This window comes from Flavobacterium panici (assembly GCF_903819335.1).
GTDB classification, from domain to species: Bacteria; Bacteroidota; Bacteroidia; order Flavobacteriales; family Flavobacteriaceae; genus Flavobacterium; species Flavobacterium panici.
The window spans coordinates 22,863-41,832 of record NZ_CAIJDE010000031.1; the positions used below are offsets into that span (position 1 = coordinate 22,863).

An 18,970-nucleotide genomic window follows, 5' to 3' on the forward strand; every position below is an offset into this window, starting at 1 on the left:
GGATTGACACAGATTATATTAAAATATCCGTGTAAACCTGTTTCATCCGTAAAATCCGTGGGCCATAAATTTATTTCACAACCTCAACCCAGAATCCTTTTGTTCTTGCCAGGAATGTATTGTCGTACATGGCTTCGCATTGTAAGCCTGGTAAATAATAATTCCCCAGATATGATGCGTTTAGCAGAATTCGGAACACTTTCGTTTCTCTGGATTTCATTCCGAAGTAGAAATTGGTTCTGTCGTCACGAATATCGATATAATCGGCAATGTTATTTACTGCGTCTCCATAATCTGTGAAACGTGTGTTTACAATTTCGAATCCCGAAGGGAGAATTTGCGATAACGCCACATTTTGAATACTTTCATTTCTTTGGTTTTTAATGGTAACCTCAGCAATAAATTCTGTTCCCTGACTTATTCTTGAAACATCTATAGTACTTCCTTTTCTGTTTTTGAAAACAATAGATGCCGAAACATCACTTTGAACAGCATTTTCATGTCCGATTGGTAAAATTCCAGTATTCAATACACGAACATAAACTGTATTATTTTTAAGATTTTTTAATGTGATACTATTTGTTCCGCTGGCAGCAGACAAACTACGATCTGCGATTGTTTTTTGCGTATTGATCGTTTCTCCTTTACCGTTTTTGCTAAACTGGATATTGATTCCTTTTGGACCGTTACTTATCGCAAATTTCGACATTGAATACAAGCAGTAAGCTGTTGTCTGCGTACTCATCCATTGATTTGCTGACATTTCTTTGGCTAATTTTGTTGCCGTTGCAAATGCTTTTTGTTTTTGATCTAAAAGAAGCAGCGTTTCTAAAGCCATTGCTCTGTTTCTTTCCTCAGAACCATAATAGTAATAATTATAACCATCTGAATCTCCATCAATGCTTGTGTTTAACAACAAATTCTGTCCTGCTGATTTCTGACCAGCTAAAACATAAGCAGCAGCCAAACGAAGTTTACTTTCATTCGAAATTGATTTTGTTTCTCGAAGTCTGTTCATTGACGATAAATCGGCATTTCCGGCTAGAGCCAAAGTATATAATCTATAAGACTGAGCCAGATCATTTCCGTATTTAGGTTCAAAACGCCATTGTTTCGCTTCTTTCTGCTGATACGAAAGCCATTTTGATTTGAAATTAATTGGCAGTACGTAACCTTTTTTCTCTGCTTCAATCAAGAAATGTCCGGCGTACGAAGTTCCCCAATCGTCTGCAATTGTACCTCCTTGCCAGTAAGGTAATCCTCCATTTGATAACTGGAAGTTTCCTAATCTCTGAATTCCTGCTGCAATATTTTTTTGAATAATATCTTTGCGTTTCGCATCAATATCAGCAACATCACTTAAGAATAATTGCGGGAAAACCGACGATGTTGTCTGTTCTACACAACCATGTGGATATTGAATTAAATATTGTAATCTTCCGTTCAAATTCATCGAAGGCATTGACGAAACTTCTAATCTCGCTTTATTGCTTCCGGCAACACCAAATGTTTTCCACGAAAGTGTTTTTGTACTATTTGGAGTCAAAATAACATCTGTAAAAGTACTTGTTACCGGATTCGGATTCGTCATATCGATTTCAACATCATAACTTGATTTCTCATTTCCAGATGTTGCAATAACCTGCACTTTTGCAATTCCTGTTGCAGAACCTACAACTAAATTGAAATACGCCATTTTTTCGTCTGGCTGTGCAAAACTTAGTTTTTGAACCGCACTTCCCACAACTTTTAATCCGTTACTTGTTTTAATCTGAACAGAAACATTTTTGATTTTATTTTCTGTTGCAAAAACGGTAACCGGAATCGTCACTTTTTCTGAAGGTGAAATTTTTCTCGGTAACGAAGCCAGAACCATCAACGGACTTCTAACCGGAGTTGCCTTTTCTACACTTCCATAAGCACTTGTCGCAGCATCTCCGGCGACAACCATTGTTCTAACAGAACCAATGTATTTTGGAAGTTTTAATTGATGTGATTTTGTTTCTCCTTTTTCTAATTTAAACGGTCCATAATACAATACAACAGGTTTAAAACGGTTTGCTTTTTTAGCTTTTCCACCGCCTAAATCCTGATCTCCACCAATACTGAAAATCTGATTTATTTTTCCACCATAAGCACCAATTACATCATCATAAACGTCCCAGGTTTTTACGCCTAAAGCTTCACGCACATAGAAACTATCCCATGCATTTGGTGTTTTAAAACGAGTTAAATCCAGCAATCCTTCATCGACAACTGCGATTGTGTATGTCATTTCTTTTCCTGATTTTTCACCCACTTTAACCGTAAATGGCTGTTCTGGTTTTAATACATCAGGCATATTAATGGTTGGTGCCAAAATCGTGTTTTTATCCACCACTTCAATCGGAACGATTCCGTACATACGAATTGGCGAATCGTTTTTAGTCGAAGCGTGAGGCTGCAATAACGTGATATTAAAATAGACATTTGGCGCCATTGCTCCCGTAATTGGAACTTCAACTTTTGTTTCTCCATTTTTGGTTTCTGCCCAAAGTGTCTGTACAACTCGTGATCCATTTTCGATTGAAATTAAAGCACGTCCGCCTTCGCTTGAAGGGAAAGATATTTGTGCTTTTTCTCCAACGGCATAATTCTTTTTATCGGTAGAAAAAACTAACATATTTGCGGTTGAAGCATCTCTGTTTCTAGTTTTTCCAGACCAGATTGGCCAGTCAATATTTACGGTTAAAGCCGTGGCGTGTCCATCGTTTGGATCTTCAACACGAATTAAATAGCGTCCCCATTCTTCATCGGTTAAAGAAAATTGGAAACTTCCACGTCCGCTTGAATCTGTATTAATTACCACAGATTTATAAGATGTTGTCGAATTTGATGAATTATAATTCGACAAGTTATCGCTAGAAGAATCCCACCACCATCTCCAGTCCACTTTATAGATTCTTACTTCAAGATTTCGAACTGCTTTTGGTCTTCCGTTTTCATCAACAGTAACTACTTCAAAACGATTATTCGTTCTGGTTTCAAGCATATTATACTTGTTTAATTCAGGCGATTTTACCCCAACATAGGTTTTATATGGAGAATACGTTGTCGAAATAACATCGGTACTAAAATCTCCGCCTTCTTCATATACTTTTGTAATAAATGAAGCTCGAAGCATTCCCGGTGCCTGACCTTGTAATTTTGGCTGAATGTTTACAGAAGCTTTTCCGCTTTCGTTTAATTTACCCGAAAACACATTGATTTCTTCTGTACTAAACTGACGAACCATATCATCAAAAGTATATTTTTCATAACCTTTAAAAGTTGTGGTTTGCTGCGAGAATTTAGCCTGCATTTCTACATTTAAATTTTTAGCAATCGCACCATGAAGCCAAGTCACTTCCAGATTATCTGTATTTGGATAAGATGATGAAAGTGTTTTTCTGGTAAACGTATTTTTGATTTTTAAACGATTTGGTTTAATCGTTTCTATTTTAATGCTCTTGTAGAATTTAGCTCCGCCAACACTTACCATCGCTTCCCAATTTCCGGTTGGTGCATCTTGATTTGTTGGAACTATAAAGGCATAATGATTTAAATCGTTTGTTTTTTGAACAGTTTGATAAACTGTTTTTCCATTCGGATCGTTCAATCTGAATTTTATCGGATGTGATTTCGGAAGTTTGTTCGCAGCATCATTTAAAATGAAAGACAAATATAAATTATCTCCCGGACGCCACACGCCTCTTTCTCCGTAAATAAATCCTTTTAAACCCTTTTGCAAAGTCTCTCCGGCAACATCAAAATTACTGACAGATAACGAAAGTCCGTCGTCTAGTTTCACATAAGTCGATTGATCGCCTAAAGTAACAATTGCAAAATAGGCGAATTTATCCAGCTGGAAAGAAGCAATTCCTTCGCTGCTTGTTGCTTGCGTCGAAATTTTTTGCTGTTGAAAATTGTACAAATCAACTCTCGCGTTCGAAACCGGTTCAGTCGTTACAATATTATTTACAGCAAATAAATACGATTTATTTTCACCTCTTTTAGCAATAACTCCTAAATCTGAGGCCAGAATATTAGTTGCAATTTTCGCATTATAATAATACGATCCAGAGCAAGGATCCTGGCTTTCTCTCCACTCATAATCATCATAATAATAATCGTCGTAGGAGTTTCCGCTGTAGTTTACATCATTTTCGTCAACTTCTTCTTCCTCTGTTTCATCCTGATCTCCATCTGATGTTTCACATTTATAAAGCGCGTATTTCTTTTTATATTCAAACTCAACTCTATAAATCGCTCCCGGTTCTGGTTTTATAATTTTAGATAAATCTAAGGCATACGTATTCCATTTCGTGAGATTTACGAGCGTACTTTCTCTTAAATTAAGTGTGGTTTTTGCAATAGGCTGCGCTACTTTTTTGAGGTTTTGCGCACCATTTAATTCGTTATATTGAAGAAACTGCAAAATATTGTTTTTGTAAATTTTATAAACCTTTACATCAACGGCACTTAAATTTACGGCTTCGAAATTCAGTTTTAAATTGTTTGAACTTGGCAGAATTGTTCCATTTTTAACGAAACGCACGCTTGGTTTAATCTGATCAAAAGAGATTTTTTCAGAATAGTTCGCTTCCATTTTTTTGCCATACTGGCTTTCAATTCCTTGGAAAACTTCCAAAAGCAATTCTCCAGTAATCACTTGTTCCGGTTCTTCATCTGGAACAACTTCGACTATATCTTCTACCGGAGCTTCTACAACGGCAGCGGCAGAATCGACAGCAACTGCAGCAGAATCAACGGTAACTTCTGCCGTTTCTTCCTCAACAACAACTGGAGCTGGTTCCTCTTTTTTAGGAGCGTTTTGGTTTGTAAAATATACTTTTAGTAAATTCCCTTGTGTAGAAAATTTTAAGTTATTAGTGTTTTCAATCGAAACTAATCCTTTAAAATCTTGTCCTTTTTCTAAAGGTTCAGAAAAATTAATTGAAACCGATTGATTGTTTCCATCGGGAACTTCAACTTTTATAATTTTAAATTCGTTTATACTTGTAATCGGAAAATCGATTTGTCCTTTTTGATCGATATCAAAATCATTTCCGTCATATATAATCTCCAAATTTGAAGCTTCAGAAAAACGCTGAATACTGTCGATTATAAAACGAAACTCTTTTGCAGGACCTGTCGTTTTCTCAAATTTAATTTTAAGATTGTTTCCTTTTTGTTTGGCTTCAACCAGTTTTTGAGCCGTTTCAAGATCAATTTTATCTGCAGTTTTTAAAACGCAGTTTAAATATTGATATTCTTTACTGTACGATTGAATATCGCCGGTATTTATGATAAAATCCTGCTTAACTGTTTTAACAGTAAAGTTGAATTTAGAAAGTTCCTTTTCTTTTTCTTTCGGAATTGCTGTCAGTTTATCTAAGTTTAAAGTAACCTGATATTCTGTTCCCAGATTCAGTTTTTTCTCGGGAATAAAAGCAATTGTATTGGTAGAAAGTGCTACCACTTTTCCGTGAACATTTGGTGAAATATCAAACAAATCGTCGTCTAATTCCTGATTGGGTTTCCAATCATTTTTATCGAAGGCCAAAACGACTCGGATATCAGAATCGGAGGAAACGATTCCGCTGGTAAAGCTGGTTATGTACTCTTTAAATAATGAAAAATCTGAATTGAAATCTGCAGCCGATTTTCTGCCGCAGGATTGAAAAATAAAAAACACAAAAAATACGAGAACTAAACCTTTTGCTTTCACTTTTATTTAGAGTTAATGGTTAACAAGTTAGTAATTTAACATGATCGCTGTTTAAAGTCTTAACAGCAAAACGCAAATTAAATTACAATAAAAGTAAAGTATTTTTTGATTCTTTAAGAAGAAAATTCTTTAGTAATAATTATTTAACTTTTGTTGAAGTTTGCAAGTTATTGCAGCATTGATTAAGAGCATCAAACCTTAAAGTTCTGTTCCTAATTTTGACAAAACCTTATTTAATTCGGCAAAATGCTTTTCTGAATTTGATGCATAAAACATTTGATTTCCACTCATAATAATAATTACATCATCAGGACAATTTCCGTAAAAGTTTATTCCATCAAGCCATTGTTTAAAACCAACTCCTTTATCAGCAAAATTCTCTTTAATAAAATCTAATTCCTTCTGCTCTAATTCAAAAAAGGTATTGCATGGAAATTGTAATGCAAAACCAGCTTGCAGAAAAGCCATTGCAGTAAAAAAATCGGATAATTTTTCTGTTTCTAAGTTCCAATCTTTTTCATCAGAACTCATATAAACAGGCGGATCAGGTTTCAACAAATCGTCTTTATGTATTCCCCAAACACAAGCTTTTTGATTTTCAGAATAAAAAATCAAATAGTCATCATGCTTATAATATTGAAAACGCTCTGGTACAATTAGTAAATCCTGTGTATGATTTAAATTTTGAATTTTACCTAGTTCTGTATAATAATCCACAAAAACCTGGGGAAGTTTCCCAAAAATATTTTCAATAGTTTGAACTTCATCAGAAATAAAACCAAAAGGTTCTGTAATATGAAATAGTTTTTTTATTATTGAAAAATCAGTCATAACTTATCGCTTATCAAAATATTCAAAAGGATTTTATTTACGTCTTTCCAGAAAAAAACGCTTCATCAAATCTGCAGCCTCATTAGCCATTACACCAGAAACCACAGTTGTTTTTGGATGCAGTTTTGTTCCCATAGTTATAAAACCTCTCTGCTCGTCGCGCGCACCAAAAACGATTTTCGAAATCTGGCTCCAGTACAAAGCACCCGCACACATTTGGCAAGGTTCAAGCGTTACATAAAGTGTGCAGTCTTTTAAATATTTTCCGCCAAGGAAATTGGCAGCGGCGGTTATGGACTGCATTTCGGCATGAGCGGTAACGTCATTAAGTAATTCTGTTAAATTATGGCTTCTTGCAATTACTTTATCGGCTACAACAATAATGGCCCCAACAGGAATTTCGCCTTTAGCAAAAGCTTCTTCCGCTTCCTGCAAAGCTTTTTTCATGAAATATTCGTCGGTGAAAGGGTTTATCATAATTGCAAAAATAGGATTTTAGAACTTATTTTTTATTACATTTATTTTTTGATATTTGAATATGGAAGAAAAACATAAAATAATAATTCCTAAACCTTGTGGTGAAAACTGGAACAAAATGACGCCAAACGAAAATGGCCGGTTTTGTTTGAGCTGTTCTAAAACGGTTGTTGATTTTACTTCCATGCTTCCTGATGAAATTCAGCATTTTTTCATTAAAAATCAAAACGAAAGAATTTGCGGAAAATTTAAAAACGAGCAATTAGATTCTATTACAATTCAAATTCCAAGTCGGGTTTTATATACGCAGACGAAGTACCATAAAATGTTTTTGCTGGCTTTGTTTGTTACAATGGGGACTACTTTATTTAGCTGTCAGGATAAAAATGAGAAGAAACAAAAAATTGATAAAGTAGAAATTGTTGAGAATGATACAATATCTGCTACTACATTGGGTATGCCTGTCGTTCCCGATGATCATCAAATAAAAACCGAAGACATAACTATTAATTATGATGATATTTTTAGTCCAATAAGTTTAGATGTCATACCTGAGCCAAAAAATGGAATGAAAAAGTTTTATGCCTTTGTTAACGATAATTATGTTATCCCCAATAAAACAGAAAAATATACCGGAAAAATATATGTCTCGTTTGTAATAGAAAAAGATGGAAGTTTAAGTACTTTCAAAATATTACGTGATGCCGGAACCGGAACTGGCGAAGAAGCTATTAGAGTTTTAAAAATGTCCCCAAAATGGAATCCGGGAAAATTAAACAATCATGCCGTTAGAACATCTTTGAACTTACCAATTTCTTTTAAGCAATAAATAATGAATAGAAAACATAAAATCACAATTCCTGAACCATGTCATGAAGACTGGAACAAAATGACTCCAGATGGAAATGGTCGTTTCTGTTTAAGCTGCTCTAAAACTGTTGTTGATTTTACAGCAATGCTTCCTGATGAAATTCAGCATTTTTTCATTCAAAATCAAAATAATAAAATTTGCGGAAGATTTAGAAAATCGCAATTAGATTCTGTTACAATTCAAATTCCAAGTCGAATTTTGTATGCACAGACTAATTACTATAAAATGTTTTTATTGGCATTATTTGTGGCAATGGGAACAACTTTGTTTAGCTGTGCAGATAAAGAAGGAAATAAGAAAAAAATTGATAAAGTTGAAGTTGTAAAAGATACCGTTGCTAAAGAAAGAATTATGGTTGGAGACGTTCCAATTAATCCGAATGATGCTCATCATAACCCTTTACCGCCACCTCCTCCGCCTCCAAAAGTTGATCAGGTTAAATTTGTAAAAAATCCTGTAAATAATACTAAAAAAGAAAAATCTGCAAAGCTAAATTGTAAAAAAGCTGTGGAAGAAGAAGATAATTCAACATTTGTTACTGGTGCGGTTATGCAGACAAATGCAGAATTTCCTGGTGGAATTGATCAATTTTACACATTTTTTGCAAAAGAATTTAAAAAACCAGAAGGCTCAAATATTGGAAAAGCGAAAATAATTCTTGCGTTTGCTGTAGAAAAAAACGGTTCTGTATCTTATCTTCAATCTCAACCTGCTGTCGACCAGCCTTTAGAAAAAGAACTTATCCGAGTTTTAAGTTTATGTCCAAAATGGCAGCCGGGAGAATCAAATGGAAAAAAAATTAAAATGCAGTATTCTTTACCAATAGTATTGCAGTAGATCTCACTTATAAAATTAAATTTAAAACCGTAAATTTGCTTTTTACCTTACAATGAAAAGCAATTTACTTTCGAACATATACAATCCTGCCGATTTACGTCTTTTAAAAGAAGAGCAGCTTACTGAGGTTGCTCAGGAATTACGCCAGTTTATTATTGATGTGGTTTCTGTAAAAGAAGGGCATTTAGGTGCCAGTTTAGGTGTAATCGAACTGACAATTGCTTTGCATTATGTTTTTAATACGCCCGAAGATTTGTTAGTTTGGGACGTTGGTCATCAAGCTTACGGACATAAAATTTTAACCGAAAGAAGGGAAATTTTTCATACGAACAGACAAATTGGAGGAATTTCGGGTTTCCCAAAAAGAGCTGAAAGTGTTTACGATACTTTTGGGGTTGGACATTCCTCTACTTCTATTTCTGCAGCATTGGGAATGGCGATTGCTTCTAAACTAAAAGGGGATTTCGACAAACAGCATATTGCAGTTATTGGCGATGCTTCTATCGCAAGCGGAATGGCTTTTGAAGGTTTAAACCATGCCGGAGTTACCGATGCTAATATTCTTGTAATTTTAAACGACAACGCGATTGGAATTGATCCGAGTGTTGGTGCTTTAAAAAAATATCTGACTGCTGTTAAAAATGGAAAAAATCCGAAGCAGAATAACATTATCAAATCTTTGAATTTTGATTATTCCGGCCCAATCGACGGACATGATTTTCCAACTTTAATCAAAGAATTAAATAGATTAAAAAAGATAAAAGGCCCAAAGTTTCTTCATATTGTAACCACTAAAGGAAAAGGTTTACAGCAAGCTGAGGAAAATCAGGTAAAATATCATGCACCCGGAAAATTTGATGCTTCGACTGGAGAAATTCATTTAAAATCAGAAGAAAATCTTCCTCCAAAATATCAGGATGTTTTTGGTTTAACTATTTTGGATTTGGCCAAAAAGAATGCAAAAATAATCGGAATCACACCTGCAATGCCATCAGGAAGTTCATTAAAATTTATGATGGATGAACTGCCGGAACGTGCTTTTGATGTGGGAATTGCAGAACAACATGCCGTAACTCTTGCCGCCGGAATGGCTACTCAGGGAATGGTTGTGTATTGCAATATTTATTCGACTTTTTTACAGCGCGCTTACGATCAGGTTATTCATGATGTGGCGTTGCAAAATTTACCCGTTATTTTTTGTTTGGACAGAGCTGGTTTAGTTGGCGAAGACGGCGCCACGCATCACGGTGTTTTTGACATTGCTTATCTGCGTTCTATCCCAAACATGATTATTTATGCGCCAATTAATGAAATTGCGCTTCAAAACATTTTATATACGGCTCAATTAGGCTTATTAAATCATCCCATTACGATTCGATATCCAAGAGGACGCGGCGTCTTACAAAACTGGGAAGTAGAAAATTTCGGACATTACGAAAAAATTAATATTGGAGAAGGAAACTGCTTAAAAAACGGTACAAAAACAGCTATTTTATCTACAGGGGCAATTGGAAATAATGTAATCGAAGCTATAAATCAATGTTCGAATTCTGATGATCTGGCACATTATGATTTTTCTTTTATTAAACCACTAGATATCAACCTATTAAATACTATTTTTTCAACTTTCGAAAATATAATTACAATTGAAGACGGAGTAAAAAAAGGCGGATTTGGAAGTGCTGTTTTGGAATTTACTGCCACAAATAACTTCAAAAATGATGTCAAAATTTTGGGTATTCCCGACGAGTTTATTGAGCATGGAAGCGTGCTGCAGCTACAACAATTGTGTGAAATTGACGTTAAATCTTTAATAAATCTTTTTTCAAACGGTGTAAAATAATTATTTTGCAACACCAAAAATACAAAAATAAGCCTAATGAAATTATTACGTTCTACCCTTTTGCTTCTGTTGCTTCTCTGTTCTTCAAAAAACTTTGCGCAGCTTATACAAACGACTTTAGATCCAAATCAAGTACCTAAACTGCCTTCAAACTGGACTAAAAAAAATCAAGTGGGTTTTGATATTTCAGAGATCGCTTTTGTGAATTGGAGTGCCGGGGGAACAAGTTCTATTTCTGGTTTATTTAAGGGTGAATTTGGACGAACTTTTGTAAAAGGAAATCATAAGTGGGTTAACGAACTTATTGTTAAATATGGTTTAAACAAACAAGACGGGACCGAACTTAGAAAAACAGACGATGCTGTTTTATTAAACTCAACATACGGATTTAGAAAAGATACGGTTTCAAACTGGTATTATTCTGCTAAATTTAACTTCAATACACAATTTACAGACGGTTACAATTATCCAAACCGGGATATTGCAATCTCTAGGCCTTTTGCCCCAGCTTATATATTTCTGGGAGCGGGAGCTGAGAATTCAGACAAAAAGAAAAACAGAACTTTTTACTTCTCTCCTATTACGTTAAAAACTACTTTGGTATTAGATCAATACCTGGCAAATCAAGGTTCTTTTGGTGTGAAAAAAGCGGTTTATGCACCAGATCCTTTAGATCCTAATAATCAAATTTTAATTGAGGAAGGACAAAAAGTAAAAGCGGAGTTTGGTATTCTTTTTACGGCATACATGAAAAGCGAAATCTTTAAAAACATTTTTTACGAAAACAGATTAAGTTTATATACCGATTATTTAAACAGATTTGGAAATGTCGACGTTGATTACGATACTCGTTTAGATCTTGTTGTAAATGCTTATGTGAAAGCAAATATCGGTATTCATTTAGTTTATGATGACGATATTAAAACTAAAAAAGATGTTGTTGATCCTGTAACCGGAAGTACTTCTCAGGTTAACGACGGACCAAGAGCGCAATTACGTCAAGTCCTTGGTGTTGGTTTAGTTTATGCTTTTCAATAAATAAAAATTCATTTTATAAAAAAAAGTGCCTGTAAATATTTACAGGCACTTTTTTATACTATAATTTGAACATTAATTCTTTTTTCTTCCCTGAATCATTTCGTATAATTCTAACGCATTTCCATCTGTTAAAAGAGAAACGTAATGACAAATATGAAGCAGACGTTCATATAAATTACCTTTCTCTAAATTATGTTTTTCCGGCAGCATTTTCAGGATTAATTTATCATAATTTGATGCTGTCCCTTCGTATTTGTTATTGAATGCAGTAATAAACTTATCAAGCAGAGTCTGAATGATTTGATAACCAACAATTTCTTTTTCGATAACTTCACGGCTTTGATAGATTTTTTCAACGCTTAAGTTGATAATATCATTCATCTGTGCTTTGTATTTACTTTTGTCTGTTAAAGCAAAAGGGAAATTTCCGGCCAGAATTGCTTCTTCATTTTCAACAAAAACATCGACGGCGTCGTTAATTAAGGCTCCAATTGCTAAGGCACGCAAATAACTAATTCTGTCTTCTTTTGTTTCTAATAATTTATATTTAGCAACCCCAATATTGTCTTTTACCAATTTAATTAAATATTCTAAAGCATAATCTTCAGAAACTAAACCAAGATTGATTCCGTCTTCAAAATCGATAATCGTGTAGCAAATATCATCTGCTGCTTCAACTAAATAAGCTAAAGGATGTCTTTCAAAACCAATATCTCCATCTTCTTTATTTGGGATCATTCCCATATCTTCGGCAACTTCTTCAAAAAAAGCTTTATCAGACTGGAAGAAACCGTATTTTTTATCAGAAATATTATTGGTTGGTTTTTTCGGAAGACTTTCTTTCGGATATTTCATAAAAGCGCCTAATGTTGCATATGAAATTCTAAGTCCGCCTTCAATTCCCGGACGGCTTGCCGTTAGTACCGAAAATCCATTGGCATTTCCTTCAAAATCAATTAAATCCTGCCATTGTTTTGCTGTTAATTTATCTTTGTATTTTAATCCTTTTCCGGTAGAGAAATATTCGCCAATTGCTTTTTCTCCCGAATGTCCAAAAGGCGGATTCCCGATATCATGCGCTAATGAAGCAGCGGCTACAATTGCCCCAAAATCATTCATATGATAACCGTGAATTTCTTTTAAATAAGGATATTTTTCGATGATTTTTTTACCTACCAAACGTCCTAAAGATCTTCCCACAACAGAAACTTCTAAACTGTGCGTTAATCTGGTATGCACGAAATCTGTTTTAGAAAGCGGAATTACCTGGGTTTTATCCTGCAGAGAACGAAATGCTGCCGAGAAAATAATTCGGTCATAATCGACTTCAAAACCTAATCGTGTATCATCTTGTTCTACACGTAATCTTTTGCTTGTATCTCCCTGACGTTTTAATGATAAAAGTTGTTCCCAGTTCATTGTTCTATTTTAGATTGTAGATTATTGATTTTAGATTGAGGATCTAAACGTCAAAAATACATTTTATTTTAGGATAATATCAAATAAAAATAGGCTGTAGATTAATTTGAATTAAAAGATTAAATATTTTGTTCGCCACGAATTTCACGAATTTTCACGAATTAATTTATACACAATGATTTGTGAAAATTCGTGAAATTCGTGGCAAAAAACCTAACCATCAATCCTAAAAAATCATTATAATCTGTGCAATCTGTGGCAAAAAAAAAGATTAAAACTCTAATGCGGTACTGTGTTTTATTTCTCCCATTACAAAAATACTGTTCGTATTTCCGATGTTTTCTATCGTTGACAATTTATTCATTACAAAATCTTGATAACTAGCCATATCCTGGACGAGAATTTTTAGCATAAAATCGTAATCGCCCGCAATATTATAACATTCTATAATTTCAGGAAGTGCTACGATATCTTTTACAAAATTACTTCCCACGTTTTTAGCGTGTTCTTTTAAACGGACATTGCAAAAAACTGTCATACCGCGGTTCATTTTCTTTCTATCAAGTAATGCCACATACTTTGTTATAAATCCGTCCCTTTCTAACCTTTTTATACGCTCATAAACAGGCGTTACAGTAAGAAATAATTTACTGGCGAGGTCTTTTGTGTTGATATTTGAGTTTTCCTGAAGGTGTTTCAGGATAAGTAAATCGGTTTTATCCAGGTTTTCCATAGTTTTTTTTACGGCTAAAGGTTCGTTTGAAAGATATTTACAGTAATAAAATCTTTTTAAAATCATTTTTAAAATACATTTTACTGAAATAAGTATCAAATATAAGTTATAAAATCTAATACAATAAATTTGTTCAGTAAAAAATACTGAAATCAAAATGAAAACAAATAATTTAGGTTATCCAAGAATCGGGAGCAACAGAGAATTAAAAAAAGCCAGTGAATTGTATTGGGCAGGAAAAATTTCGGCAGATGAACTTATCGATGCCGGAAAAGAAATTCGTATCAAAAACTGGCATTTACAATCACAAGCCGGAGTTGATTTGATTCCGTCAAATGACTTTTCTTTTTATGATCAGGTTTTGGATTTGACTTTGACAGTTGGTGCAATTCCGCAGCGTTACCACGAATTTGCAAGAAAAAATTCATCTCTGGATTTGTATTTTGCAATGGCAAGAGGCGCACAAAAAGAAGGTCAGGATGTTGTAGCAATGGAAATGACAAAATGGTTCGACACAAACTATCATTATATTGTTCCTGAATTTACAAAGACCCAAAAATTTGAATTGTTTTCAGAAAAAATAATCAATGAATTTAAAGAAGCAAATGCTTTAGGAATTGCAACAAAACCAGTTTTAATTGGGCCAATTTCGTATTTACTTTTAGGAAAAGAAAAGGAAGAAGGTTTTAACCGAATTGATCTTATTGATGCTTTATTGCCAGTTTACTTCGAAATTTTCGAAAAATTACAAGCAGAAAATGCAGAATATATTCAGCTTGACGAACCTTTCTTAGCTTTAAATTTAACAGATAAAGAAAGAAATACTTTTACACAGGTTTATAACGAAATCAATATTCGTTTCCCAAAACTTAAAATCATTTTAGCGAATTATTTTGACTGTTTCGGAGAAAACTTAGAAACGGCTTTGGCTCTTCCGGTTGATACTTTCCATTTAGATTTAGTTAGATGTCCACTTCAGTTAGATGATATTTTAGAATCCGGAAAACTGGCTTCAAACGTAAATCTTTCTTTGGGAGTTGTTGACGGGAGAAATATCTGGAAAAATGATTTCAAAAAATCTTTAGAATTAATCAAAAAAGCAACTGATGCTTTAGGTAAAGACAGAATTTTAGTTGGGCCTTCTTGCTCTTTAATCCACAGTCCTTGCGATTTAGATTTAGAGACAAACGATCAGACTCTAACTCCGGAAATCAAACAATGGCTTGCTTTTGCGAAGCAGAAAATCAACGAAATTGTACTTTTAAAACAAATTGCTTCAGGCGAAGTTGACATTAAAACTTCTGTTGATTACGAAAGAAACGTAATCGCAAATGAAAACCGTAAGACTTCAAAATTAATTCATAATAACGAAGTTAAAGCACGTGTTGCCGGAATCACTGCTTCTGATGACAAACGCAAAAGTGCTTTTGCAGCGAGAAGAAAAAGTCAGATTGAAGCTTTAAATCTTCCGTTATTCCCAACAACTACAATTGGGTCTTTCCCTCAAACAGCTGAAGTGAGAAGCTGGAGAGCGAAATTCAAAAAAGGCGAATTAACTACGGAACAATACAATGATTTAATCGAAAAAGAAACTGAAGCTACGATTCGTTTTCAGGAAGAAACCGGAATTGATGTTTTGGTTCACGGAGAATTTGAACGTAATGATATGGTGGAATATTTCGGCGAACAATTGGCCGGATTTACTTTTACCAAAAATGGCTGGGTTCAAAGTTACGGAAGCCGATGTGTAAAACCTCCGGTTATTTACGGTGACGTTTCCAGACCAAACCCAATGACGGTAAAATGGTCGAAATATGCGCAGTCTCTAACGCCAAAATGGGTAAAAGGAATGCTTACAGGACCTGTAACAATTTTACAATGGTCGTTTGTTCGTAACGATCAGCCTCGTTCTGAAACTTGTACACAAATCGCTTTGGCAATTCGTGATGAAGTTGTGGATTTGGAAAAAGCGGGAATCAAAATTATTCAAATTGATGAGCCTGCAATTCGTGAAGGTTTACCATTACGAAAAGAAGAATGGGCGAAATATTTAGATTGGGCTGTAAAAGCTTTCCGTATTTCTGCAAGTGGTGTAAATGACGATACGCAAATTCATACACACATGTGTTACAGCGAATTCAACGACATTATTCAAAACATTGCCGATATGGATGCGGATGTAATTACGATTGAATGTTCTCGTTCGCAAATGGAACTTTTAGATGCTTTTGCCAACTTTAAATATCCAAACGAAATTGGACCCGGCGTTTATGATATTCACTCACCGCGTGTGCCTTCGAGCGCAGAAATGGTTCGTTTATTAGAAAAAGCTTCGGCAGTAATTCCGGTCGATCAATTATGGGTAAATCCTGATTGTGGTTTAAAAACCCGTCATTGGGATGAAACCAAAAAAGCTTTAATCGAAATGGTTGCTGCGGCTCAGGAAATGCGCGCAGCTGTTGAAAGTCCTGTAAATTAATAGTTCTTTTTAGATATATTTTTGTTTTTTAGTGTCAGCTTAGTGGAGTCGGGAATTAGTTATGATTTAGTTTCGACTTCACTTTTGCGGACATTATTTTTTTAGATTAAACTTTTCTTTTGCATTTCCTGAAATTTCAACAACATACCAATTAACGGCTATTAGATAGTCCATTTTTTCATTCGATAAAAAATATTCCATTCCAAAACTATCCGCTATAATCTCTCCCAGTTTTCTAACATCTCCAATCTTAATAACAGTTGTCTTTCCTTCAGAATTATACTGCTCAAAAAAAACATAACCGCTTTCCTGATCTAAATTTTCAGAATACGAAAATTCATTCTCGTCTAATGGTATTGAAATGGAATTATCTCCAATTCCTAAATGACCTGTTACCCTAAAAGGTTTAAAAGAATCTAAAACTTTCTCAATATATTTTTGAGAATCCTCTTTGTTCAATAATTCAACTTCTATATCTAACCTATTTGCAGTTTCTATAAATTCTTTAGCTTCAATTGGTAACAATGCCATTTTCATCGTATTTATAATGAATAACTTTCTTTTCAAAAATACAAAAAGCACCCCAATTGGAGTGCTTTTCTGAAATTGAATATGTAACTTAAGATTAGAAGTTTTTAGAAACTCCAATGTTAAATGTTTGTCCAAAATTGAAGTAGAAATTACTAACATCCGGACCATTGTTGTCATAGCTGTAAGTATCGTAACCTAAACCACCAATGCTGAAGTTTAAACCAAATCCTTTTTTCATGTTAATGAAAAGAGCTGGAGTTACTCCAACGTACATTCCGTCTGCTTTAGATTTTGAGTAATCATTTCCAGGACCATCAATAGTTCTTTTTTTATTTTGTAGACCTAAGCCCATATCTGCAAAAACAGAAAAAGTTTGGTTTAATGGCACTGAATAACGTACAAAAGCTCCTAATTTGAAATCATTATCTTTTATTTCTCTTGCACCATTGTCATCATTAGCTGAAGATACCGTAAATTCACCTCCAACTGTCCAGTTTTCGTGAAATTGGTAACCTACTTTAGGAGAAAAGCTAAATTGATTTGTTTTTGTTTCACCAACTCCATAATCAACCGTTTCAGAAGAATATCCGATGTTTCCACCTACTAAGATTGTTCCTTTTTGTGCATTTGCAAAACTGCAGATAGCCAATGCAGCCATCACTAGAATTTTTTTCATAATTTGGGTTTTATTTTAATTTAGCATTCCTTTAACAATAACGATGCCGTGAATACTGGGCGCTGTTTAATTTTTTATAATTACTTTAAAAGATAAATTTTAGCAATCGAGACTATTTCTGTTTACTTTTGTAGCAAATAAAAAGTCATGTCGATAGAAGTAAACAGTATATCAAAAAGTTACGGAGAGCAAAAAGCTTTAAATGAAATTTCGTTTAAAATTGAGAAAGGAGAAATCGTAGGATTTCTTGGTCCCAACGGAGCCGGAAAATCTACTTTAATGAAAATTTTGACCACTTATTTACTTGCCGACAGCGGCTCAGCCCTTGTAAATAGCCACGATGTCATGACAAACGCAAAAGCAGTGCAGCAGTCGATAGGATATTTACCAGAGCATAATCCGTTATATTTGGATTTGTATGTTCGTGAGTATTTGGCTTTTAATGCCGATGTATATAAAGTACCGAAGTCAAGAATTGAAGAGGTAATTCAACTGACAGGACTGACACCGGAAAGCCATAAAAAGATCAGCCAGCTCTCAAAAGGATACCGTCAGCGCGTTGGGCTTGCGAATGCTTTATTGCATAATCCTGATGTTTTGATTTTGGATGAACCAACTACAGGTCTGGATCCGAATCAGTTAATGGAAATTAGAAACGTAATCAAAAATATTGGTAAGGATAAGACCATTTTTTTATCGACACATATTATGCAGGAAGTCGAAGCAATTTGCGATCGTGTCATAATTATTGACAAAGGACAAATTGTTGCCGACAATAAATTAGATCATTTAGTTTCTGATAATAAAGAGCAAGTTATTGAAGTAGAGTTTGATTATAAAGTCGAAGAGCAGCTTTTAGCCAGATTAGAAAATATTTCTTCATACAAAAACACGCATGACATGACTTGGGAACTGACTTTTGTTACTGATAAAGATATGCGTCCTGCAATTTTTGACTTCGCTACAGAAAATGGTTTAAAAACATTACAATTAAACCAGAAAAATAAAAACCTGGAAGCTGTTTTTAGAGAAATTACTAAGTAAGTTTTTTAGTCGCAGTCTCAGATTACAGTCTCAGATTATAAAAGCCCGATTTATTCTTAGGAATAAATCGGGTTTTCTTTTCTAAGAATCTCTGTTTCTCTCTTAATCTTTCTTAATATCAAATATTTATCTACTTGGTATCAAACATGTAAAATTTTATTGCAATTTTTAATTATTTTTATTTAGACTTGTTATAAATAATATTATATTTGCATCTGTAAAATTTATATTGATATAATCTGGATAATCCTATTATTGCATTAACTCCAAACATATAGAATTTAAATCCCTTGAACTTGTTTTTTTTGTTTTTTATTTTTTTTGAAAGAAAAGAGCCTGCTAATTTTAGACTGCACCCAAAAGTTTAGACAAATTAATAATTAAGTTTTATAATAATGAGCTCGATATTGTATCGGGCTCATTCCTTTTAGATTAAGTTTAA

The 18,970-nt window shown here is 34.0% G+C and carries 13 protein-coding genes; 6 read left to right on the forward strand and 7 right to left on the reverse strand.

Annotated elements, in window-relative coordinates; all coding sequences use genetic code 11:
• Positions 1 to 70 precede the first annotated feature (70 nt).
• The 3 genes from FLAPXU55_RS04895 to FLAPXU55_RS04905 all read right to left on the reverse strand — a co-directional run bounded on the left by FLAPXU55_RS04895 (position 71) and on the right by FLAPXU55_RS04905 (position 7,057).
• Complete coding sequence (locus tag FLAPXU55_RS04895) at positions 71 to 5,749, reverse strand: alpha-2-macroglobulin family protein (protein WP_180856816.1); 5,679 nt, start codon at positions 5,747 to 5,749, stop codon at positions 71 to 73.
• Between the two features lie 198 nt (positions 5,750 to 5,947).
• Positions 5,948 to 6,580, reverse strand: coding sequence for a hypothetical protein (locus tag FLAPXU55_RS04900; RefSeq protein WP_180856817.1), 633 nt, complete (start codon positions 6,578 to 6,580; stop codon positions 5,948 to 5,950).
• 33 nt (positions 6,581 to 6,613) lie between these two features.
• Entirely contained in the window at positions 6,614 to 7,057 is a 444-nt protein-coding gene (locus FLAPXU55_RS04905) for a nucleoside deaminase (protein WP_180856818.1), read from the reverse strand.
• A 61-nt stretch (positions 7,058 to 7,118) separates the two neighbouring features.
• On the opposite strand from FLAPXU55_RS04905, the gene FLAPXU55_RS04910 reads away from it, so the two are divergent.
• The 4 genes from FLAPXU55_RS04910 to FLAPXU55_RS04925 are packed head-to-tail and all read left to right on the forward strand — an operon-like array spanning position 7,119 to position 11,646.
• Complete coding sequence (locus tag FLAPXU55_RS04910; protein ID WP_180856819.1) at positions 7,119 to 7,886, forward strand: energy transducer TonB; 768 nt, start codon at positions 7,119 to 7,121, stop codon at positions 7,884 to 7,886.
• Positions 7,887 to 7,889: 3 nt separating this feature from the next.
• The gene (locus tag FLAPXU55_RS04915; protein ID WP_235991991.1) at positions 7,890 to 8,765 is read left to right on the forward strand and encodes a hypothetical protein; all 876 of its coding nucleotides are present in this window, start codon (positions 7,890 to 7,892) and stop codon (positions 8,763 to 8,765) included.
• Positions 8,766 to 8,817: 52 nt separating this feature from the next.
• Positions 8,818 to 10,608 (forward strand): 1-deoxy-D-xylulose-5-phosphate synthase, encoded by a 1,791-nt coding sequence (locus FLAPXU55_RS04920; protein ID WP_180856820.1) that lies wholly within the window; start codon positions 8,818 to 8,820, stop codon positions 10,606 to 10,608.
• Positions 10,609 to 10,644: 36 nt separating this feature from the next.
• Complete coding sequence (locus tag FLAPXU55_RS04925; protein ID WP_053470118.1) at positions 10,645 to 11,646, forward strand: DUF3078 domain-containing protein; 1,002 nt, start codon at positions 10,645 to 10,647, stop codon at positions 11,644 to 11,646.
• Between the two features lie 72 nt (positions 11,647 to 11,718).
• Here the strand turns inward: FLAPXU55_RS04925 and FLAPXU55_RS04930 are convergent, their stop codons facing one another.
• Positions 11,719 to 13,065 (reverse strand): deoxyguanosinetriphosphate triphosphohydrolase, encoded by a 1,347-nt coding sequence (locus FLAPXU55_RS04930; RefSeq protein ID WP_053470117.1) that lies wholly within the window; start codon positions 13,063 to 13,065, stop codon positions 11,719 to 11,721.
• Between the two features lie 271 nt (positions 13,066 to 13,336).
• On the reverse strand, positions 13,337 to 13,798 hold the full coding sequence (locus FLAPXU55_RS04935; RefSeq protein ID WP_029271860.1) for an Lrp/AsnC family transcriptional regulator: 462 nt from the start codon (positions 13,796 to 13,798) through the stop codon (positions 13,337 to 13,339).
• 157 nt (positions 13,799 to 13,955) lie between these two features.
• Between FLAPXU55_RS04935 and metE the strand changes: the two genes are divergently transcribed.
• Positions 13,956 to 16,277 (forward strand): 5-methyltetrahydropteroyltriglutamate--homocysteine S-methyltransferase, encoded by a 2,322-nt coding sequence (metE, locus tag FLAPXU55_RS04940; RefSeq protein ID WP_180856821.1) that lies wholly within the window; start codon positions 13,956 to 13,958, stop codon positions 16,275 to 16,277.
• A gap of 93 nt (positions 16,278 to 16,370) precedes the next feature.
• On the opposite strand, the gene FLAPXU55_RS04945 is transcribed toward metE, so the two are convergent.
• Both FLAPXU55_RS04945 and FLAPXU55_RS04950 read right to left on the reverse strand, forming a co-directional pair.
• Positions 16,371 to 16,808 carry a hypothetical protein gene (locus tag FLAPXU55_RS04945; protein ID WP_219637245.1) on the reverse strand — a complete coding sequence of 146 codons (438 nt, stop codon included), beginning with the start codon at positions 16,806 to 16,808 and terminating at the stop codon, positions 16,371 to 16,373.
• A 94-nt stretch (positions 16,809 to 16,902) separates the two neighbouring features.
• The gene (locus FLAPXU55_RS04950; protein ID WP_180856822.1) at positions 16,903 to 17,484 is read right to left on the reverse strand and encodes an outer membrane beta-barrel protein; all 582 of its coding nucleotides are present in this window, start codon (positions 17,482 to 17,484) and stop codon (positions 16,903 to 16,905) included.
• Between the two features lie 147 nt (positions 17,485 to 17,631).
• Between FLAPXU55_RS04950 and gldA the strand changes: the two genes are divergently transcribed.
• Positions 17,632 to 18,528 carry a gliding motility-associated ABC transporter ATP-binding subunit GldA gene (gene gldA, locus FLAPXU55_RS04955; protein WP_053470114.1) on the forward strand — a complete coding sequence of 299 codons (897 nt, stop codon included), beginning with the start codon at positions 17,632 to 17,634 and terminating at the stop codon, positions 18,526 to 18,528.
• Positions 18,529 to 18,970 lie beyond the last annotated feature (442 nt).